This window comes from Anaerovorax odorimutans, assembly GCF_024459955.1.
GTDB classification, from domain to species: Bacteria; Bacillota; Clostridia; order Peptostreptococcales; family Anaerovoracaceae; genus Hominibacterium; species Hominibacterium odorimutans_A.
Map to the genome: position 1 here is coordinate 34,825 of NZ_JANFXK010000011.1, position 20,763 is coordinate 55,587.

At 43.2% G+C, this 20,763-nt stretch carries 16 protein-coding genes; 4 read left to right on the top strand and 12 right to left on the bottom strand.

What is annotated here, in order from left to right:
* From rsmH to sfsA, 3 genes are all read right to left on the bottom strand, one after another.
* Nucleotides 1-939, bottom strand: a complete 939-nt coding sequence (gene rsmH, locus NE619_RS10620; RefSeq protein WP_256132394.1) for a 16S rRNA (cytosine(1402)-N(4))-methyltransferase RsmH — start codon at nucleotides 937-939, stop codon at nucleotides 1-3.
* Entirely contained in the window at nucleotides 929-1,360 is a 432-nt protein-coding gene (gene mraZ, locus NE619_RS10625) for a division/cell wall cluster transcriptional repressor MraZ (protein ID WP_256132395.1), read from the bottom strand. The genes rsmH and mraZ overlap by 11 nt, the downstream gene beginning before the upstream one ends.
* 353 nt (nucleotides 1,361-1,713) lie before the next feature.
* A complete protein-coding gene (gene sfsA, locus NE619_RS10630) occupies nucleotides 1,714-2,415 on the bottom strand; it encodes a DNA/RNA nuclease SfsA (RefSeq protein WP_256132396.1) in 702 nt (233 codons plus the stop codon).
* Nucleotides 2,416-2,723: 308 nt separating this feature from the next.
* On the opposite strand from sfsA, the gene NE619_RS10635 reads away from it, so the two are divergent.
* The 4 genes from NE619_RS10635 (at nucleotide 2,724) to NE619_RS10650 (ending at nucleotide 7,282) form a co-directional block, all read left to right on the top strand.
* A complete protein-coding gene (locus NE619_RS10635) occupies nucleotides 2,724-3,242 on the top strand; it encodes a hypothetical protein (protein WP_256132397.1) in 519 nt (172 codons plus the stop codon).
* 1,095 nt (nucleotides 3,243-4,337) lie between these two features.
* Nucleotides 4,338-5,093: a prolipoprotein diacylglyceryl transferase gene (gene lgt / locus NE619_RS10640; RefSeq protein WP_256132398.1), complete on the top strand. Its 756-nt coding sequence runs from the start codon at nucleotides 4,338-4,340 to the stop codon at nucleotides 5,091-5,093.
* Nucleotides 5,090-6,184, top strand: coding sequence for a redox-regulated ATPase YchF (gene ychF, locus NE619_RS10645; RefSeq protein WP_256132399.1), 1,095 nt, complete (start codon nucleotides 5,090-5,092; stop codon nucleotides 6,182-6,184). The genes lgt and ychF overlap by 4 nt, the downstream gene beginning before the upstream one ends.
* 318 nt (nucleotides 6,185-6,502) lie before the next feature.
* Nucleotides 6,503-7,282 (top strand): SDR family NAD(P)-dependent oxidoreductase, encoded by a 780-nt coding sequence (locus NE619_RS10650; RefSeq protein WP_256132400.1) that lies wholly within the window; start codon nucleotides 6,503-6,505, stop codon nucleotides 7,280-7,282.
* A 622-nt stretch (nucleotides 7,283-7,904) separates the two neighbouring features.
* Here NE619_RS10650 and NE619_RS10655 read toward each other — a convergent pair.
* The 9 genes from NE619_RS10655 to NE619_RS10700 all read right to left on the bottom strand — a co-directional run bounded on the left by NE619_RS10655 (nucleotide 7,905) and on the right by NE619_RS10700 (nucleotide 20,763).
* Nucleotides 7,905-9,365, bottom strand: a complete 1,461-nt coding sequence (locus tag NE619_RS10655) for an LCP family protein (RefSeq protein ID WP_256132401.1) — start codon at nucleotides 9,363-9,365, stop codon at nucleotides 7,905-7,907.
* A 25-nt stretch (nucleotides 9,366-9,390) separates the two neighbouring features.
* A complete protein-coding gene (gene wecB, locus NE619_RS10660; RefSeq protein ID WP_256132402.1) occupies nucleotides 9,391-10,485 on the bottom strand; it encodes a non-hydrolyzing UDP-N-acetylglucosamine 2-epimerase in 1,095 nt (364 codons plus the stop codon).
* Between the two features lie 40 nt (nucleotides 10,486-10,525).
* Nucleotides 10,526-11,308, bottom strand: a complete 783-nt coding sequence (locus NE619_RS10665; RefSeq protein WP_256132403.1) for a hypothetical protein — start codon at nucleotides 11,306-11,308, stop codon at nucleotides 10,526-10,528.
* Between the two features lie 26 nt (nucleotides 11,309-11,334).
* On the bottom strand, nucleotides 11,335-11,742 hold the full coding sequence (locus tag NE619_RS10670; protein WP_256132404.1) for a MaoC family dehydratase: 408 nt from the start codon (nucleotides 11,740-11,742) through the stop codon (nucleotides 11,335-11,337).
* Entirely contained in the window at nucleotides 11,735-12,451 is a 717-nt protein-coding gene (locus NE619_RS18880; RefSeq protein ID WP_305146614.1) for a DapH/DapD/GlmU-related protein, read from the bottom strand. Before NE619_RS18880 ends, NE619_RS10670 begins: the two co-directional genes overlap by 8 nt.
* Before the next feature lie 117 nt (nucleotides 12,452-12,568).
* Nucleotides 12,569-16,705 carry a glycosyltransferase gene (locus tag NE619_RS10685; protein ID WP_256132405.1) on the bottom strand — a complete coding sequence of 1,379 codons (4,137 nt, stop codon included), beginning with the start codon at nucleotides 16,703-16,705 and terminating at the stop codon, nucleotides 12,569-12,571.
* A gap of 16 nt (nucleotides 16,706-16,721) precedes the next feature.
* A complete protein-coding gene (locus tag NE619_RS10690; RefSeq protein ID WP_256132406.1) occupies nucleotides 16,722-17,483 on the bottom strand; it encodes an ABC transporter ATP-binding protein in 762 nt (253 codons plus the stop codon).
* A complete protein-coding gene (locus tag NE619_RS10695; protein WP_256132407.1) occupies nucleotides 17,483-18,259 on the bottom strand; it encodes an ABC transporter permease in 777 nt (258 codons plus the stop codon). The genes NE619_RS10690 and NE619_RS10695 overlap by 1 nt, the downstream gene beginning before the upstream one ends.
* Complete coding sequence (locus NE619_RS10700; protein WP_256132408.1) at nucleotides 18,241-20,763, bottom strand: glycosyltransferase; 2,523 nt, start codon at nucleotides 20,761-20,763, stop codon at nucleotides 18,241-18,243. Before NE619_RS10700 ends, NE619_RS10695 begins: the two co-directional genes overlap by 19 nt.

The window sequence follows — 20,763 nt, forward strand, 5'->3', positions numbered from 1 at the left end:
TTACCTCTTTTTTTCAATAACCCGTAATTTTGCGCTCCGCGCCCTGGGATTCTCATCCAGCTCCCCTTCGGTCGGAACAATTGGTTTTCCCGTCACCTTTTTGATATCCGCTACTTTCCCGCATACGCATACGGGAAATTCTTTCGGACATGTACAAGGGTTGGCCCGCTTGTTGAATATGTCCTTTACAATTCTATCCTCCAGCGAATGGAAGGTTATGATGCACAGCCGTCCCTTATCGGCCAGCACATCGCAGAATTCGCTTACGGCCCGCTCAAGCTGCCCCAGCTCGTCGTTAACCTCAATGCGAATCGCCTGAAAAGTCCGTTTTGCAGGATGCGGCCCATTGCGCCTGGCGGAAGCCGGAATGGCTGCCTTTATAAGCTCCACCAGCTGTCCGGTGGTTTCGATCGGCTTGTCCTTCCTGCCTTCTACAATGAACCTGCTGATTCTGGAAGCCCATTTTTCTTCCCCATATTTCTTTATGACTTCCGTCAGCTCTTTTTCTTTATAAGTATTGACCACCTGATAAGCGGTAAAGGAATCATCCTGGCTCATACGCATATCCAGCGGCGCGTCCTTCATATAAGAAAATCCCCGTTCCTCGTTATCCAGCTGGAAGGAGGATACTCCCAGGTCCAGGAGCGCCCCATTTATTTCGTTAATCCCCAATTGATTTAATACGTCTTTAATATCCGCGTAGTTGCTCTGCACAAATAGCTTTTTGCAGTCATACGGCGCCAGACGTTCCTCTGCTGCCCGCAGGGCATCGCTGTCTCTGTCGATTCCAATGAGGGCCCCCTCGGTGGAAAGTGCCTGGCATATACCGCTGGCATGTCCGCCTCCCCCTAAAGTACCGTCAACATAGATTCCCTTTGGATCAATATTTAAATTTTCTATGCACGCATCGTACAAAACTGAAGTATGTTTAAAAATCATAATTCATCATACTTTCCGCAAGCTGACTCGGGTCCATTTCCCCGGTAGTTTCGCTGCTGTCCCACTCTTCCTTGCTCCACACCTCGATCTTCTCGTAAGATCCCACTGTAATCAGATCTTTCCCGATATTGGCGTAGTCCCGCAATTCCTGCGGAATCGTCAGCCGTCCCTGCTTGTCGATCTCCCCTTCTACTGCGCTCGCATAGAAATGCCTGGCCAGCTGCCTGGCCTTTGGATCGGCAGAAGGCAGCTTGCTAAGCTTTTCCATAAACCTTTCCCACTCACTCATAGGATGGATTTCGAGACATTTGTCGATTGCCTTGCTGACAATGCATTTCTGTCCCAGCTCGTCGCGAAACTTGGCAGGCACGATCATTCTGCCTTTGGCATCTATGGAATTTTGATATTTGCCTACCAGCATCTGCCACTCCCCCTATGTTAGGATGAAACCATTTTACTCCACATTCCTCCACCTCGCAACCACTTTCCACCATTTTGCATCTTTTTTACCCCACTTTTTGACTGTGCAAATATCCTATTTTAAGCCAATTTACTGTCAACCACAATATCTTGTATTTTGTCTTTTGGATTCTTCCCATATGTGGTAAAAATCCAGAGAGGCCGGTTGTGGAGCATCGCCCTCAACCCCTTATAATTTCAACGTTTTCTCAGGTTTTTATTCAAAAAAGCTAAAAGAGAAAGGCCGTTTCTTTTCAAAAACCTTTCTCTTTTATTTCACATCATGGGGCTGTCTACGTGCCGCAAAACGGGCTATTACAGCTTCACCAGTATGGGAGAAGAGAGCCGCAGGCTGCCCGGAGACACCTGGCAGTCATAGGCCATCAGCTTTACACCCTCTTTATCCGCCTTCCGAAGCGCATCTCCAAAAGCGGAATGTGTTCTGTCATTGGGCATGAAACAGGAAATTCCTTTCATTTGAATTACAAATAAAAGGAAGGCCCCGTAACCTTCCCTTTTGGCCCGAATCAATTCTTCCACATGTTTCACTCCCCGCACCGTAGGCGCATCGGGAAATCTGGCTATCCCCGATTCTTCCAGCGTCACCCCTTTGACCTCAATAAAGCCCCTTTTTCCGCTTTCGTCCTCCACATAAAAATCCAGTCTGGAATCTCCGTAAACCTGCTCCCCTTTTACTATAACAATCTTGCCCATCTCCGGCAGCTGCAGATTTCCTCCCGTCAAAGCCTTCTTCACTACCTGATTGGGAGCCTGCGAATCGATGTTGACCGGAGCTCCGTTTTTCTCCACGCCGATGAGAGAGTAGCGCATCTTCCGCGTTCCCATTCTGCCCTGAAAGTCTTCCAGATAGACGGCGGCGCCCGGGACCAGCAGCTCCTTCAAACGACCGGTATTTTTTACGTGGGCCTTTTCCTCTCTTCCCTCGATGTTTACGCTTGCGATAAAACGGTTTGGCCTGCTTATAAAATTGCCTTTACATATCTTTAAATATTCCATAATCCTATTTTAACAGAACTAATTTGCTTTTAACAGCAAAATTCTCGCAAACACGTTGGAATTTACTTGTTATAATGTGGACAAGATAGTATAATGGACGCATAGATTTTTAACGGCGTTGCCGCAATGTAGCGTCCATTGAAACCCGCGGCGACGTGGCTTGCGGGTTATAATGACCGCATAGATTTTTAACGGCGTTGCCGTAATGTGGCGTCCATTGAAACCCGCGGCGGGTTTCGCGGCGAGGGTGCGGGTGCTGGTTTTGCCGGTGCGTTGGAGTATGGCTGGATATTTGTATGGAGGAAAAAATGAGACGAAAAAAGTTCGCAGGAATATTGCTTTTAGTTTCTGTGGCAGCTTTGGTTTTTCTGTCCGGGTGCGGACAGACGCATACCGGTGATGATCTGGAGGAACCGGAGATTACGGTGGAATACCTGTCAGGTGAGTTTGCGGATCAGATCCTGCGCGACGGCGGCGAAAAAGAGTTGGGCGCAATCCGGATTGAAGATGAAGGGGATGGCAAATATGCTCTGACTGTAGAAAGCATGGTCATTGTCGAAAGTTCTTATTCCAAAAGCGGTTACTACGTTGCCGATAAGAACATCTCCACTAAGGTGCCTCTGGATTCGGAAGCGAGAGTTACTTATATAAAGGATAAGAAAAAAGGACCTGAGGTCATCGAACTTGACGAGTTTATTAAAAAAGCCCAAAAGGATGCCAAGACGGAAGACTTTTCGGACCCTGATTCGGAAAAGCTCTACGACGTGTACATAATCGGAGGCAATGCGCTGATGCTGCTGGCAAAAGAGATGCCGGACGGAAAATAGAAGCAGGAAATAGAAGAAATGTGGATAAGGCGGCGGTCTATTGTACGGTAAGCGAGTCATATCCCTTTCACCAAAAGGCAGATCCGGTAACTTTTTCTGTTTTTTTCAAAAGTTTACGCATTTTTCAACGATCCTGCGGCCTTCAAAACGGCTGGCAACACAAATTTTCATTTTTTACGGTTTCGAGTACCCGCTGGCCCACAACTTTGCGTAACTTTGTCTCATTTTTTCGAAAAGTTACCGCAACCCGGTCGCGGCTCGGTCGCAGTCCGCAGATGATGCGGGCTTGGCCGGATTAGTACGGTGCTGCCATCAAGTAGAATATCATATGGTTTCCGGAAAAAATGGAAAATTGATAGTTTCGCCTGGATTATCCTTAAAAAATAAGAAAGAGTGTCGCAAGGTACGATTATTTCAAGGTTAAATGATACTTTCAGGAAAGGGCACGGTAAGATCTTCGTAAAACTATCAAAATAGCGCGATAGAATCCGCTCTATTGATAGTTAGCCGCTTTTATTTTCCCAAATCGCTGTGAAACTATCAAAGTTACGCTATTTTCTTGTACCTATTGATATCTGGGTGTTGAAACTCAAAAACTGGTACAAACGTTATGGAATAGAGGCTCTGAGAAAGGTTGATTTTCCCACTGGGCTTGTTTATATGAAACCTGCCCAAAAGGCAAATTGCGATTTTTCTCAACGCGCAGCGAAAAACCAAGTTCTTGTTGAACTTTTTTCAAGGATACGGAGCATGCAGCGCTAGAAACTCAATCAAAAGGCGATTTCGAACAGGATCAGGGACCACGAGCCTTGAAAATACACCAACAAGTAAGTTGAAATGACTCCGGTGTTGAACAAATATGCACATTGCTTAAAAAGCTTTGGCTGGCCACTTTGTCCGGTGAGTGGTGTTTTCCACAGAAAACCGCCGCAGGACTTGCAGTAATCTGAGATTTATCGTATTATCAAAAGATGTGGTGCTTCGGCTCGCATCTTTTCTTGCGTAGTTTACCGGGGCATCCGCATTACATAGCTTCTTCGCATAAAGAAGAGGCCATGATGAAATTAAAAGGAAGGTTAAATTCAGGTAACTTTTATGCCTATACCAAATCCTGTTGCCTTCACGCTCTTTGGCATTGATGTCATGTGGTACGGCATCCTCATTGCCACGGGGATTGTCTTGGCAACGATCATAACTTACAGGCGGGCACCCCGCCATGGGCTGGAGTCGGAAAAAATCCTCGACTTTGTCCTCATCTGTATCCCTGCGGGAATCATCGGAGCACGGCTTTATTACGTTGCTTTCAACTGGGAGCAGTACAGCGGTGATTTTCTGAAAATCATCAATACCAGGCTGGGCGGACTGGCCATTCACGGCGGCCTGATCTTCGGGCTGGGCGCGGCGGCGATCCTGTGCATAATCTGGAAGATTCGCCCGCTCAACGTCATGGATCTGGCAATCCCCTCGGTAGCGCTGGCGCAGGCCATCGGCCGCTGGGGAAATTACTTTAATTCCGAAGCTCACGGAGGTCCCACTGATCTTCCCTGGGCAGTGACGGTAAACGGACAGACTTATCACCCGACTTTTTTGTATGAGTCCATCTGGTGTCTGCTTCTGTTCTTTGTCCTGATCTATATCGACAACCGCCGTCAGTTCGAAGGCCAGATTTTTCTGCTCTACGGAATTTTGTATTCTGTGGAACGCTTTTTTGTGGAAGGTCTGCGTACGGATTCGCTAATGATCGGGCCCTTTAAGCAGGCCCAGGTTCTGAGCCTTTCCGTCATCATAGTATTTATCGCTATTTACGTATTTTTATATAATCGCTGGAAAAAGGAGAAGTCAAAGAAATGAAATTAGGAATTGTAGGCTTGCCTAACGTAGGCAAAAGTACGTTATTCAACGCAATCACAAAAGCAGGTGCGGAAGCAGCCAATTATCCCTTCTGTACCATTGAACCCAACGTGGGAGTGGTAACGGTCCCCGACGAGCGGCTGAAAGTGCTTCATGAAATGTATAATTCGAAAAAAACCGTCTATACGACGATTGAGTTTTATGACATCGCCGGGCTGGTTAAGGGTGCGTCCAAAGGTGAGGGCCTGGGCAACAAGTTCCTTGGCCATATCCGCGAGGTGGCCGCTATCGTTCACGTGGTCCGCTGTTTTGAGGATCCCAATGTTGTTCATGTGGATGGAAAAATCGACCCGCTCTCCGATATCGAAACCATCAATATGGAGCTGATTCTCTCCGATATGGAGATTCTGGAACGCCGTATCCAGAAAACCACTAAAAACCTCAAGGGTGACAAGAGCCTGCAAAAAGAGCTGGATCTGCTGAAAAAAATCGCCGACTTCCTCGGCAGCGGCCGCTCCGCCCGGGCCATGGAGCTGACTGAGGAAGAGGACGAATTTGTGAAAAGTCTGGATCTCCTTTCCTACAAGCCGGTCATCTATGCTGCCAATGTTTCTGAGGATGAGGCCGGTGCTGATTCGGAAAACGAGTATGTAAAAGCTGTTCGCGAATTTGCGGCAACCGAAGGCTCCGACGTGGTTGTGATCTGTGCTAAGATTGAAGCGGAAATTTCTGAGCTGGACGAAGAGGAAAAGGCCATGTTCCTGGAAGAGCTGGGCATCGACGAATCCGGCCTGGACAAGCTGGTGAAGGCATCCTATCACCTGCTGGATCTGATTTCCTTCCTGACGGCCGGCGAACCGGAGGTCAGAGCCTGGACCATTACCCGCGGCACCAAAGCGCCGGGGGCTGCCGGTAAAATCCATACGGATTTTGAGAAGGGCTTTATCCGTGCGGAAACCATCGCCTATGATAAGCTGATCGAGTGCGGCGGCAATCTGGCGACGGCCAAAGAAAAGGGCCTGATCCGCTCGGAAGGAAAGGACTATGAAGTGAAGGATGGGGATGTGATGCATTTCCTTTTCAATGTTTGATGATTATGGAGACCGTTGAAAACGGTTAGCCAGATTGGTTTAAAGTAACCGTATCCTTAGCTCGGGCGGTTACTTTTTTATAACGTAGGAAATATCGCCTTTGGCGATATTGACGAAGTTTCAAAGAACGCACATTGCAAAGCGTCGCCCCTTGCGGGCGACATGTGTGCATAGGAATCTTTGATTCCGTCATGCACACGTTTTTTATGTACTCAATTAAAATTGTACAAATCTTTAGAGCCGTCTTGCAAAGCAAGCTTGCTATTTCCCCTTAAAGAGCGCATTATAATAGCAGCAGGAAGAAAGGAGCTGGACAAATTGAAACGATTAGAAGGAAAAACAGCCTTGATAACAGGTGCGACAAAAGGAATCGGTAAGGTGACCGCGGAGCTCTTCGTCTCAGAAGGCGCAAAGGTAATCCTCTGCGGCAGAAATGAAAATGACGGGATAGCTCTGGAAACAGCATTGAACTCCAAAGCATCCGATATGGCGGCATTTTGCAAATTGGACGTAACGGACAGGAAAAGCTGGGAGAAGGCAATCGCCTTTGCCAAAGAAAAATTTGGTGAATTAAATATTTTAATTAACAATGCGGGGATCAGCTTTCGCGAAAACTTAGGAGAAATTTCCGACGAAACATGGGACAAGACAGTCGCCACCAACCAGACCGGCGTATATTACGGCATGCAGCTGGGAATCGCGGCGATCGCAGAAAACGGTAAACCAGGAGCGATCGTCAGCACCGCATCCGTCGATGGAGTTGTGGGTGACAGTGATTTTTTCGGATACTGCGCCACGAAAGCCGCAGTACAGGCTATGACCCGCTGCGCCGCTTTATACTGCGGGGAACAGGGCTTCAACATCCGGGTCAATGCTGTTGCTCCCGGATATATCCTGACCGAAATGGCCGAGGAAGACGCACGTCAGAATGGGCAAACCATGGATGAGTATTGCCGTGAATTTACAAAAGCGCATCCCATCGGCAGAATCGGCCAGCCGATTGAAGTCGCTGAAGCTTACCTGTTCCTGGCCTCCGACGCGGCATCCTTTACAACGGGAACAACTCTCATGGTAGATGGCGGATATGTGGCAAAATAGTCATAACTTGCGAGCTGCAACGTGCCTGTTTCATGTATATTGCATCTTACGGCAACGCCGGCTCAATTGGATAATATCGTAGGTCTTCCGAAAAAAGCGAAAAAATGATAGTTTCGCCTGCATTATCCTTGGGAAATAAGAAAGAATATCGCAATATACAATTATTTAACATCCAAACGATACTTTCAGAAAAAAACACGGCGAAATCTTGATGAAAGTATCAAAACAGCACGGCTGAATACGCTTTATTGATATTCAGCCGTTTCTAGTTTTTAAAGTCGCTGTGAAACTATCAAAATTGTGCGGCCTCCTTGTAGCTATTGATATTTAGGCGTTAAAACCCTGGCTGGTGGGCAAAGGTGTTGAAGTCCCGGCTGGCAGGCAAAAAGGATTTTTCTCATATCCATTATGCCGCAAATGGCCGGGATGGATACTGTTGTGAAAAAAGTAAAAGAGCGGAGGGTTTCTAAACGCCCCCGCTCTATTTTATTGTGTAGGGAATATCAACAAAGTCGACCACTAAAAAGAATCCTGCGAAGCCGACTTTTGTTCTATCTCATCAATCAGCTTTGGAGAGCTCGGAAAATATTGTGTAATTAACGCACCTTAAGGTGGATAAAGATTACTTACTTCCCATGTTCGCTTCTATCTTCTCCTGTGCTGCTTCTACAGACGCATCATCCGGAACCACAACATAAAGCTGTCTGCTTCCCATACTGTAAGTCGAATCATAGGTTCCCTTTCCGGTAATGGAAATACTTTCAATATTCCAGTCCCCCAAATCCGAAAGCTGCGTTCGCACAAGAGACGAGATATCTTTCTGTGCCAGATTGGTCTGAATTTCATCTCCAACCGCATTTAGTAGCTGCGTATATTTTGTTAGAATCACGCTACTGCCTGTCACTTTTTCCAAAATTGCGCTTAACACACGCTGTTGATTTTTAATCCGTTCCTGATCGCCATCAGAAAAAGACTTTCTTTCTCTGGCAAAGAAAAGAGCCGCTTCGCCGTCCAGATGGTTGACTCCCTCCGTATAAGAATACTCAGATACCGACGACTTGAAGGCGTGCGGCGATGTTACGTCAATTCCGCCGATCGCATCCACAATATCCTGCAGCGATGTGAAGTTAACCCGAATGTAGTAATTAATGTCCAGATTCAGCCAGTCTTCGACTGTAGAAACAGTTTCATCAATGCCATAAATCCCGGAATGGGTCAGCTTGTCCAGCTGTCCATAAGAATGGAGCTTAACATAAGTGTCCCGCGGAATAGAAGTAAGCAAAATTTGCTTGTTCTGCGGATTCACCGTCATGATCATATTAACATCGCTTCGTGAAACCTTACCGATTCCGCCATAGGTATCGATTCCGCTGATGTAAACGTTAAAGGGTTCTTCCGTTATTCCAACCCTCTTTGCCAGATCTTTATTTTGAATATCGACTGTAACCTGATGAATAATTCTTGTATTTTCTTCAAATCCCTTTGTATATTCGCAGATCATATCATAATTGCTGCTGCTGAGAAAAATGATCCGATCGTGTTCGTTCTTTTTTCCATCAATCAGAGTTGTCTGCAGTTTCATAAATCCGCCAACTTCTTTATAGCTTACACCTGTCTCTTTTTTCAGAGTCTCCTGTGCTTCTTTGTAAGATGAAGAAGGGCTCTCATATGTAAAAACTGTCTTCCCCTCAATATCACTGAGCTTTTTATAATCGCCATGCTTTAGCGCTACCACGTAAAAGGATTCATACTGTTTGTCCTCATCGCTCATATTATGAAAAACCTCATAGGTAGTAAACAGATAAAAGCATCCTACACCAAGAAGCAGGATCAGCAGAACGGATATAACAGCGCCTGTTTTTCGCTGTTTCGTTCCTTCCTTTCTACTGTTTAACAGTTTGAATATCAATGCGGTCAGTAAGATTATAATCACAAAGACCGAGATATTGGCCGCCATCGGCAGAATGTCCAGCACCGCCAGAAGAGACAGAAATACGATGTCCGCGACTAAAACGATCAGTTCCAGAATCAGCAGCCCGATTGAATTTGGCAGAATATGTAGTTTTCGGTTATCGTTTTTCATGGTGGGTTCCTCTTTTCTATCTTAATTAAATTGATTTCAGCACGTCTGCGATTCTACGGCTGGCATTGCCATCCCCGTAGGGATTGCTGGCCCGACTCATTTTTTCATATTCAGCCCTGTCATCCAGAAGCTGCCTGAAATTCCTGTAGATCGTTTCTTCCTCTGTTCCTACAAGCCGCAGCGTTCCCGCTTTGATTCCTTCCGGCCGTTCTGTCGTATCCCGCATTACCAGCACGGGTTTTCCGAGAGACGGCGCTTCCTCCTGAACCCCGCCGCTGTCAGTCAGAATCATATAGGCGCGCGCTAGAAAGTTGTGAAAATCAATGACCTCCATGGGCTCCGTCAGGCAGATCCGAGTATTATCACCGAACACGTCCTGCGCCGTTTTTCGAACGACCGGATTCAGGTGCACCGGATAAATGACTTTTACATCCGGAGTTTCATCTACAATTCGTTTGATCGCCCGGAACATACTGTAAAGATGTTCGCCCAGGTTTTCTCTTCGATGAGCGGTGAGCATAATCAGGCGGCTGTCTTGCGCCCAGGTCAGAAGTTGGTGGTGATATTCTTTCCTTACGGTTGTTTTCAGCGCATCGATTCCGGTATTTCCCGTAACATAAATATGGGAATTTTCTTTTCCTTCCCGAAGGAGGTTTTCTTTTGCGGCCTGGGTCGGAGCAAAGTGATAGTCCGCAATAATGCCGGTTGCCTGCCGGTTGTATTCCTCCGGAAACGGAGAGTATAGATTGTAGGTTCGCAGGCCTGCCTCAACGTGGCCCACCGCAATCTGCTGATAAAAGCATGAGAGCGCCGCTGCGAAGGTTGTTGTAGTGTCTCCGTGGACAAGTACCACATCCGGCTTTGCGATCTCCAGCACTTCCTTCATCTTTATCAGGACGCTGTCCGTTACATCGTAAAGGGTCTGCTTTTCTTTCATAATGGAAAGATCGTAGTCCGGCGTGACTTCAAAAGCGTCCAGTACCATATCCAGCATCTGCCTGTGCTGACCTGTAACACAGACAATTGTTTCAAGTTCTTTTTCTTTTTTTAATTCGTTTACTAAGGGGCACATTTTGATCGCCTCTGGGCGCGTGCCGAAAATTAACATTATTTTTTTCATGGTTTTTTCTACTTCTTTATTTTCTGAGTTTGCTTTTTCATCAAAGGGCAAGGATCCATTGGTAAATCTCTTCTAAAAAAGCCGTTTCTAAGCGGTTCACTGATATCGTCTCTATAATCTTGTCAATATAAGTTGCAATACCTTCTCCCTGATAAGAAAGTTTCTGTATTGCAGACTCGTCCATCTGATTCCATTCTTCTCTGGTCAACCTGTCTTTAATTTCCCTTGTATATGAGAAATACGGCGTATTGAGCAACAGGTGCATAGGATGGATATTGATCACCTTTAACCCTGGCGACAACAGCTGCCTTTTCATAAGGGAAAAGTCAAAGTCATTTGAGTAATATAGGAAAGCTCCATCCTCCCAGAAGATCGGGAAACTGATTGTCTTTGACCGATGAAGAAACGGCGGCACAATATCCATGAGGGTGCATACATTTGATTCATAAAGAATCCCTCGTTTTGTAAGCTTGTCCATCGTGTCATTCACATCATAGTAACGATGCGCTCTGAAACAATCCGCCTCCGGCACTAATTTGAAGCAATAATCAATTACCTCATCATAATTGCTTCCCTGGCTGCTTCCAGGCATAAAATTGGGATGGATGCCAATCCTAATTGTTCCTTTTTCTGCATATTCGTCCACTGCAGGGTTGGGATTGGTCACGAATGCCGTAATTTTCACTTTATTCTCATCAAAATATTCAAAGGCTTTACGAGCTGCATATTCTGACGCCCAATCCAAATCCGATGTTATGCAGATTATATTTCTGGTTTCTAAAATTTTCCGTGCTCTTTCAAGTTTATGTAATAATTCTTTCATCAAAACTTTCCTGCTGCCCTCTCAAATTATAGTAAAAGCACCAACGCTTCACCGTCTAAAATACATTCCTTCATTTGGTTTATACAATCAAATGCAATCAAACATTGATTTTTTTCCGATAGAATCTCTTTAATCTCACAGACACACTCTATTTCGTCACCAATATAAACCGGTTTTCTGTAATTAATCCGTTCCGTTAATAGAATAGCCCCCTCTCCAGGCAATTTATTGCCTATTACATTGGAAACGAGAGCCTGACAAAATAAGCCGTGTGCAATTCTTTCGCCGAAAACAGTCTCTTCAGCATATTTAGTATCCATATGGATCGGGTTTCTGTCTCCAGAGATGTCTGCATAGTCCCCGATTATCTGTTCCGTCACCTTTTGTTTGATCGCAGCCTTATCACCAACACTAAAATTCCTGATATCACCCATGCCCCTGCTCCGTTACTCTTGCAGGAACTCCCATAACTGTTGAATTCTCAGGCACATCTTTTGTCACAACAGCACCTGCACCTACCACCGCATTCTCTCCAACGGTTACCCCTGGTAACAGCGTGCTTCCTGACCCTATCTTGCATCCCTTTTTCAGTGTGATTATGGTCGCTTCACCTACTTCATTTCCTTTTATCCTCATAGTATTATCGTTGGCAGAGCAAACCCCTACCCCCACGAACACCTCTTCTTCGACCACTGTCCGCGCAGTAATATGTGTCATATCCATGATTTTGGAGTTTTCTTTTACTGTAACATGATGGTTTGTTGTACATAGCCGTGCGATCAATGCATTGTCACCAATATTCCCATGTTCTCTTAACTGCGCCCCGTCTCCAATCAATACATTATTTCCCAGTCTGTTTGCTGCATATATCACTGCATTACTTCCAATTACGCAGCTTGTCCCTATTTCCACCGGTTCGAAGTCTGATTCCAGCTTATGAACCAAATTCCCTGCTCCTTTGGGCGGCCTGCCTATCACGGCACCGTCAAAAATCTCCGTCCCGGCGCCAACCCTTGTCCCCGGATAAAGTACGACGTTGTGGTGTATCACCACATCCCTGCCTATGACGCAGTCTTTTCCTATTTGAGCTGTTGCTGCAATATATGAAGTGCCTTTCTTTTCCATATTGTTTTGCTCTCGCATTATTCTCTCCTTAGTGTTCTTTTATCATAATCCTCTTAAAGCTATACATTTGATTTTCACCCAAGTCTGTCATGATATAGTAGCTCACTGTATAACTTCCGGCTTTTTTGAAACTAGCTAATTCTTCTGGAAGATATCTTTAATGTATTCCTGCGCCTTTATAAGTTCTTTTCTATCACACAAATCTACAAAATGATTTATTATCTCACTTTTACCATTATAGTTATCCCGATATAAATCAAAAATTTTTTTTACTATTATAATTGAAGCTTCAATATCATTTCCTTTTAAATAGATCAGATGCTGTAGTGTCCAATTTTCAAAATACGAGTTGAACTTTTTATTCATATAATCATTTAGCAGCCCATGCTGTTCAAGAAATGATTTTCTTGGCTCTTCTATTGCAAAATATTTTTTATAAAATGATATATTAATACTATTTACAATTGAACCACTTCTCGCAGCATAATATATATGAGCCATCGTACTATTTATTTCAAAAGTATCTGCACATGTAAACCATTCCCATGATGATAAAGTATCTTCTCCTGCTGCTCCATTGATCTGATACAAATCATACTGTTTTAAGAACTGCTTTTTGACTATAGCTGCCTGCATACTTATTCCCGAAAAATTTGTATCCACTAACAATTTTTTCCCGCCACCACTTCTCACAATACCGTTTTTATATTTTTTATGCATATATGATTTATAAAAGTCCGAAATCCAACAATTTTCACCGGCATACATAGAGCTACCGCAAATAAAATCATAGTTCTTCCCTCTTATCTGTCGATATAGTTTATAATAGGCATTATTGACCGCCTCATTGTCTGGATCTAAGAAGGTTATATATTCCGTAGTTGATAGTTCAATCCCCTTATTTCTTGGCCGGGATGCAGATCCACTTCCACCATCATTAAAGAGAAAAGTTTTTACATTACTATACCGCTGGCTGAGATAATTTATCATTTTAGGTGTAAAATTATCTGTTGAACCATCATCAACCATAATGATTTCCATGTCATCAAACATAGAGCTACGCACTAAACTTGAAAATGCCTTTCCGTACAAATGATTTCCATTATTATAGATTGGTATAATTACAGATAATTTATAGTTGCTTCTAGGCTTATCTTCTGAATTGATCTGCCTACAATTAAAATGATCAATACAGTAACCTTTAGGTATATTTTGTACGCCGTGTAGATTTAGTAATTTATCTACTTCAAAAGACTCTTTCCAAAATACTGTCATGTATTTATTATTCATTCTAGTTGTATAAGAATGTTCTTCCCCTGTTCCCGCCAATTCTCCGTTTTTAATATATGTATGTTTTGTTATATAGTCTGAATCGGTATATTTAAATCCATTAATCATATCTTCTAAATAAAATGCTCCATATTCCACTTCATCACTGAAAAATGTGATTATATCTATATCTTCTAAGCTTCTATCGGTAACATCATTTATATGAAACAGAACTTTTTCCTCATAAGTTTGACAGTTAAACATATCAATAAGACATTGTGATTCTTTCTCTATAATAACTGCGACTTTACGTTTAATCATCAATGGCATGGCCTCTTTTACATGCCTCATCATTTCAAATATTCGTTCATAACAAGTATGCTCACTCATTACAGAGCGAATGCCAAAAACCTGATGTTCATAGATTTCTTCTTCATTCATGTTTTTTATAATATTTTTAATTTCGTCTTCATTAAATATTAAAAATACGGTAGGCGAACAACTATTAACACCCACACTATAATTTGATAATAAAAGATTTCCACATGCTTGAAGCTCATAAACTCTATTAGCAAACATAGTTTGACTATATTTTATATTATTAATATTGATTGCCCAGTCAAAAAGCTTATGCACTTTTTGTAATTTGTCATGAGGTATGCTTTTGTATGCATGGCGAAAATACTTTTCAGGATATGCATATCTTTCATCAGAATGAAAGTCATAATTTCTATCTATAATTTTCAATTCAATATCCTCTTTGATGAGACCATCAAAGAGCATTGACAAATCGCTGCACCTGTTTTCTATTCTTTTCATCCATGAGCCTGAAAAGATTACACCGCTCTCTTTCTCTACATTTTTTATGCCAATAGGATTATGGAATACCGGATTTATCCCGAATTGCAGCGTAAAAACGTTTTCATTTCCACAATCCTTCTTATATGCTTCAACTACATCAATTTCTGTTGTAAAAATATAGTCACATTGTTTGGCTATAGAAAGATAATCATTATAATGTCCTGGATCTTCTTTAGAGTAAAAAATCGTAATAATATCTCTTTTTTTTGCATTTCTAATGATTTCGTTTACCCTTTTGCGCCGATTCGTTCCTTCTGTAGCTATACCGGACCACTCGTTATTATGCAATCCATTCCAGGTACTCAAAATAAGTAAATAGTCTATTTCACTGAGTATATCTTCCCAATTGTCTGGCGATATATATATAAAGTCAGCTGCACTATAAAAAGAATCATAAAAAATCTGATCGCATATAATTCCTATTCTAATGTCTATCTTTTTATAATATCGTTGCCCATTACTATCTGGAATTAATTCTGCTTTCTTTAATAATCTTAAATATTCTGCTTCACGCTCTATTTCTTTTAATTTACTCTCACTGAATAAATCTTCTTCTGCCATTTTGCCAGACTCTGTTAAATGCTGCATTACATTGTTGGATTCAACACTTAATTCTTCTTTAGTTTCCTTCTTCAGTTTCTGCAATAATTTTCTTTTTAAATGCCTTAAATAGTTATATACTTTAACTTCTATGAGCCGTTCATAAGCAGTGTTCAATTTCTTTGCTTTATACAGCAATGAATTCATTTCTTTGCATTTTCGTTCCAGAGAAGCCTTCTCAGTTTGCAAATTTTTCTTTTCTTTTATAAATTTCGAATTTATATCATCTATTTCTTGCTTATATTTTTTTAATATCTCTTCTTTTGTTGTTAGATCTGTCATGATTCCATTCAACGCCATCTGTCTGGAATTCAGTTCTATAGTAGTTGCATCAACATCTTCCCTAGTCTTCTGTAATTCTTTATGCATTTTATCAATTTTTTTATCCTGTTCCGCACTCTCTGCTGTTAAATCTTTTATAGTCTTTTCGGCATTATTGAGTTTGATATATGCGGCTTTCAATTCATGTTGTAGTTTTTTATCGATCGCGCTTAATCTTTCTACTTCCTGCTTTTTTTGTTCTCGTTCTACCTGTATATCTGACATCGTTTGCGACATCAGACGGAATCTTTTTTCAGCCCGCTCCAGTTCTTCATAAAGTCCCTCGATCTTCCCCCCTTTTTCCTCTTTATCTTTACTAAGCTCCTTTATATAAGTTCTCGCCGCTTCCAATTCTTGATTTATTAGTAAAAAAGTTTCCTCCTTAGAAGCACTTTCATTTTTATAATGCTCCGCTTCCCAAGACACCTTTTGCAATTTGAGAGTTAATTCGTTTACAGTCTCTTTTTTTTCGTCTAACTCAGAAACCTTCTTCTTTAATTGTTCTACCTGTTGATTTACTTCTTCCAACTTTGCTTTGATTTCATCATGCTGTGATGCTAGTTGATCAATCCGAAGCTGTTTTTTATTTTCCACGTAAAAAAAACTGTTTTCTAATTTTCGCACCAGGTCACGGTTAATCTCTATATCGCTACCCTGGATTTTTTTATCTGCAACGAAACCAATCCATCCACCAAAAAAGCACACATCATTAACACAGATTCTTTCATTGATTTGATAAAACAGTTCTGCAAAATAATAGGTACGCTTATGATCTGGAAAAGGATTTATACCAAAAGGAACGGTTACAATGAGTCTTCCGTTCTCTTCCAGAAAACTCATCGCCTTATCCAAAAATAAACTAGGATCAAAAACATGTTCCAAAAATTCTCCCATTATAATACAGTCAAACTTCTTTTCAAATTTACAGTCAAGAAAATCATCGCACAGAAAGCTTACATTTGTTTTCAATTCAGGTTCTTCCTTAAGTTCTTTTTCCGCATACTGAATCCTGCTGATTTCACTGTCAATTCCTATTACCTTTTTTCCGCAGCGTCCCAACAGGATCGATGTAATTCCCTGGGAGCAGCCAACATCAAGAACTGTTTTCCCCTTAGTTTTTGCACAAATCCAGTCAATTCTTTTTCTTGCTTGTTCCATAACTTCTGTTCCCAGTTCACCTTTATAGCCTTCACTAATCCGATCAAAATATTTTGTTTCCATATACTGCACGCTCCTTTTATCCCACCATGAACTTCCGATACGCATCCAGCACTTCATCCGTCTCTCCAAACATCTTTCCTTCACCCTGATGGAGCCACAGAATCCGGCTGCATAGACCCCTCAGGCTTTCCGTCGAGTGATTGACGATAATGACACTGCGATGTTCATCTGTAATCATCTGTTTCATCTTGGCATAGCTTTTTTGGCGAAAACGAATATCTCCTACCGACAGAATTTCATCTACCAGCAATATCTCCGGTGTCAGAACCGAGCTGATGGAAAAGGCCAGTTTAGAATACATGCCACTGGAGTAAGTTTTCACCGGTTTCTGGATAAAATCCCCCAACTCGGAAAATTCAATGATCTCATCGAGGGACGCCAGAATCTCCTCCTTGCTGAATCCCATGGCGTATCCGGACAAGAAGATATTTTGATATCCGGAGAGCCGGGACTGAAAGCCGGTTCCAAGAGACAGCAGGGAACAGTGGTCGCTACGGACAGTGATCCGCCCTTTATCCACTCCGTAAACTCCGGCAACAGCGCCAAGCAGCGTGCTTTTTCCAGAACCATTTTCTCCCACAATACCAATGGTTTCTCCTTTTCTGACATTAAAGGAAACATTCTTCACTGCCTGAAAATCGTTGCCGGCGGAAATTTGTTTTTTCCTGGGTTTAAGCATATTTTTCAAAAAGATCCGATAATTGACCGCTGTCGTATTGCGGTAGGCAATAGTTACATTTTTTACATCAATTGCCAACTCTGTATCAATTCCACTCATTAGAACACCACCTTCATAAAATCCTTTTCTCCCCGATACAACAGGGAAACTCCGACAACACTCAATATCAGCCCGATAACCAGCCAGTAAAACAGCCGGAAATAATCCGCCCCAAAGCCATACATCATAACGTTTCGGAACTGAACGATAATGAATCCGGTCGGGCAGATCATATTATAGATATTCAAAAGCCCTTCTCCAAACCGATCTAGCGGATAAAAAACCGCGGACAGATAAAATAAAAATCTCATAAAAATAGAGATGACATGACTTAAATCGGAAACAAATACCCCCAGATAGGCGCAGATGGTCCCCACTCCAAAGGCAAGCACAAAATATACTATCAGGATTGGAATAAAGGCCAATAGATTCAGGGTAACCGGAATCTGTACAACCACAATCGTAACTAGGGAGATCCCAACGCTGATGAGCATCTTAATCAAGTTTTCGAACTGCTTCATCAGCACCAGAATGAATTTGGGGATATATGCCTTCTTAGTAACCGCTGAATAGGAGTTGATGATTCCGACGCAGCCCTCCACTGTAGAACCAAAAAAGTTCCAGATCGTGAGTCCCAGAAAAACAAACAGAGGGAAATTATCCACTTCGCACCCAAAGATGTAGGCTGCGACAAAGGTGTAGACCAGCATAAACAGCAGAGGGTCCAGCACCCACCACATCCAGCCCAAATACGACCCGGCCACCTGGGATTTTAATTCGGAAACTGCCGAGTAAGTCGCATATTTTGAATATCGTTTTAAGTCTCTGATGAACATTTTTTCTGCTCCTCCAATTGCCATGCATAGTCCTCAATTGTCTTTCCGTACAGCCGGACAATCTGATCGATGACTTGAATGCATGCGTTCCTCTCTTCCTGGTTCGTATCCTGCAATTTATCGATGTACCAATTAACTACAAAGAAATCCAGCTTTCGTTCAATATATTCCCCCAGTAAACCATAATCTCTGAGTCTCCGCACTTGATACTCCTCTAAAATCAGGGACTTACGAAAGAAACCTTCTCCCACATCATTGATGGAGGAGTCCATCCTCTGAGCGTAATAAGTATGGATTGGCACGTTCAGATAATAGACAGTCTGCGCATTCAGCATCAGTTCATGGAAGAACCAGGTATCCTCTCCAAAAGCGCCCACTGGATTTTCCAGTCCGTTTTCCGTAATCAGTTCACGCCGGATTAAGCATGCCTGGATACTCTGGCTTCTGAAGTTTTCCGAAAGCAGCAGTTCTTTCGGCTGTTCGATCTTCTGGTCTTTGAACAAATATCCGATTCGCATCAGCTTTTCTGAGGTGGCCCGCATGAGAATGGCGCCAAAGGCCATGTCCGCATTTGTATGGTTCAGTTTGTCATAGAGTTTTGAATAGCCGTCGTTAATCGCTTCATTATCCGGATCCAAATAAGTAATATAAGGTTCTATCGACAGCTCTACCCCTTTATTCCTCGGCCTTGCCGCACTGCCGCTGCCGCCTGTTTCAAAGTAATAGGCCGTTACATTATCATACCGACATTCCAAATCCCGGATCGCATCCAGGGTATGGGGATCGTCAGAGCCATCATCGATCAGGTAAATCTGCATCCTGTCAAAGATACTGCTCCTCAGCAGACTACGGAAGCACCTCCCTTGCAGATACGTGCCGTTATTGTAAACTGGAACAATAACAGCAATTTCTTTTCTTTGCCCTGTGATCTGCCTGGTCTCATTGACTTCAAAAGGATCCAGCTTAAAACCCCTTCCGGTTACTGTCTCGCTCTGCAGCTTCCTCATTTTCTCATAAGCTGCTCTTGTCATGACCGTAAGGCCCAAGTCTGCAGTTTGCCGGATAAAGTCATATTCTTCCCCTTCTGCCTCTGAGTCTTTTGTGACAAAATCCACATCACAGTATTTAAAGGCGTTCATCATATCGGTCAGATAATGGCGGCTGTATTCATAGTCCTCGTCAAACCAGGCCACAAACCCGTCCTGAGTGAAGCACTCCTCATCCTCTTCCACAGTCAAAAGCACTTTTTCTTCATAGCTCTGCTGGCTGAACATGCGGCGGATCGATTCGCTTTTTGCCCTGCACACCACGGTTATCTGGCGGACCGGGAACCTGTGGTTCACACCGCATTTCTCAAAGATCGTGTTGAGCCGGTCAAAGACCGTTTTATCAGACATAACATTCCGGAGATTCTCAATCTGCATCCGATACAGTTCTTCCTTCGTATATCCATCCAGAATTTCTCCCACTTCCTCGGAATGATTGATCAGAAACACGCCCGGAAAGCATTCCGAAACGGCCAGGGAGTAGTTGGAAAGCATCAGGCATCCCAGCGCCTGCAGCTCGTACACTCTCATGGCGCACATGGTCGGGCTGTCCTGCACCGTGTTGATATTCACATTAAAGTCAAACAGCTTGTGTATCTTCTGCAAGACTGTATGAGGGACGGCAGGTATGACAGAAGGACGGTATCTTCTTGGAAACCGGTATCCCGGAAGAGTTACCTCTGTATTCCGATCAGCAATCATCAAATTGTGGCCGCTGTCGAGTACCCCCTTAAACAGCAGATTGATATCTCTGCAACGTTTTTTATACCGCTCCATCCAGCTTCCGGCGAAGAATACGGTAGAACAGTCATAGACATCCTGCATCGTTCTTTTTCGATTCATTCCAATGGGATTGTGGAACAGCGGATTCACTCCGTATTCCAGCAGAAACGCATTGGAGTTTCCCGTATCCTGTCTATAACGTTCCACACAATCCAAATCGGTTGTGAAAATATAATCGCATTCTCTGGCAATCGGCAGGTAGCGGTCATAATTGGTTGGATCCTCAATCGACTGAAAAACCGTCGTAAGCTTCCTTTCATTGGCGTACCGAATCAGCTTCGGTACTTCGCCGTGCCGCTCATCTCCATACCAGTCGTTCTGGTACATCCCCCTCCAGCAGCTCACGTACATGACCATATCCAGCCCCGCATTATCAATGAATTCCTGATAGTGCTCATAGGGAATCGCAACAAACCCCGCAGCATCTTTATAATAGTTATACATGAACTCATCCGTAAGGATGCCAATGGTCAGTTCGGACTTTTTGTAGTAGGCGCTGCCATTGGAGTCCGCAATGCTCCCGGCGATTGTCTCAATTTTCTGCATCAGCTCCAAATTCTTCTGCGGAACAGGTCGAATGGTGAAGCTTTGCATGATTCCTGACAGAATCTGTCCGACTTTATTGAGCACTCTGCGCCAAGTCAGATGCTTTAACCTGAGGATCAATGATTTCAC

What these genes read in the sequence shown, in the direction of transcription:
- NE619_RS10670 (WP_256132404.1), bottom strand. Translation starts at nt 11,742, where the DNA reads ATGGGTGATATCAGGAATTTTAGTGTTGGTGATAAGGCTGCGATCAAA.
- NE619_RS10685 (WP_256132405.1), bottom strand. Translation starts at nt 16,705, where the DNA reads ATGGAAACAAAATATTTTGATCGGATTAGTGAAGGCTATAAAGGTGAA.
- rsmH (WP_256132394.1), bottom strand. Translation starts at nt 939, where the DNA reads ATGATTTTTAAACATACTTCAGTTTTGTACGATGCGTGCATAGAAAAT.
- lgt (WP_256132398.1), top strand. Translation starts at nt 4,338, where the DNA reads ATGCCTATACCAAATCCTGTTGCCTTCACGCTCTTTGGCATTGATGTC.
- sfsA (WP_256132396.1), bottom strand. Translation starts at nt 2,415, where the DNA reads ATGGAATATTTAAAGATATGTAAAGGCAATTTTATAAGCAGGCCAAAC.
- NE619_RS10690 (WP_256132406.1), bottom strand. Translation starts at nt 17,483, where the DNA reads ATGAGTGGAATTGATACAGAGTTGGCAATTGATGTAAAAAATGTAACT.
- NE619_RS18880 (WP_305146614.1), bottom strand. Translation starts at nt 12,451, where the DNA reads ATGCGAGAGCAAAACAATATGGAAAAGAAAGGCACTTCATATATTGCA.
- mraZ (WP_256132395.1), bottom strand. Translation starts at nt 1,360, where the DNA reads ATGCTGGTAGGCAAATATCAAAATTCCATAGATGCCAAAGGCAGAATG.
- NE619_RS10695 (WP_256132407.1), bottom strand. Translation starts at nt 18,259, where the DNA reads ATGTTCATCAGAGACTTAAAACGATATTCAAAATATGCGACTTACTCG.
- ychF (WP_256132399.1), top strand. Translation starts at nt 5,090, where the DNA reads ATGAAATTAGGAATTGTAGGCTTGCCTAACGTAGGCAAAAGTACGTTA.
- NE619_RS10635 (WP_256132397.1), top strand. Translation starts at nt 2,724, where the DNA reads ATGAGACGAAAAAAGTTCGCAGGAATATTGCTTTTAGTTTCTGTGGCA.
- wecB (WP_256132402.1), bottom strand. Translation starts at nt 10,485, where the DNA reads ATGAAAAAAATAATGTTAATTTTCGGCACGCGCCCAGAGGCGATCAAA.
- NE619_RS10655 (WP_256132401.1), bottom strand. Translation starts at nt 9,365, where the DNA reads ATGAAAAACGATAACCGAAAACTACATATTCTGCCAAATTCAATCGGG.
- NE619_RS10665 (WP_256132403.1), bottom strand. Translation starts at nt 11,308, where the DNA reads ATGAAAGAATTATTACATAAACTTGAAAGAGCACGGAAAATTTTAGAA.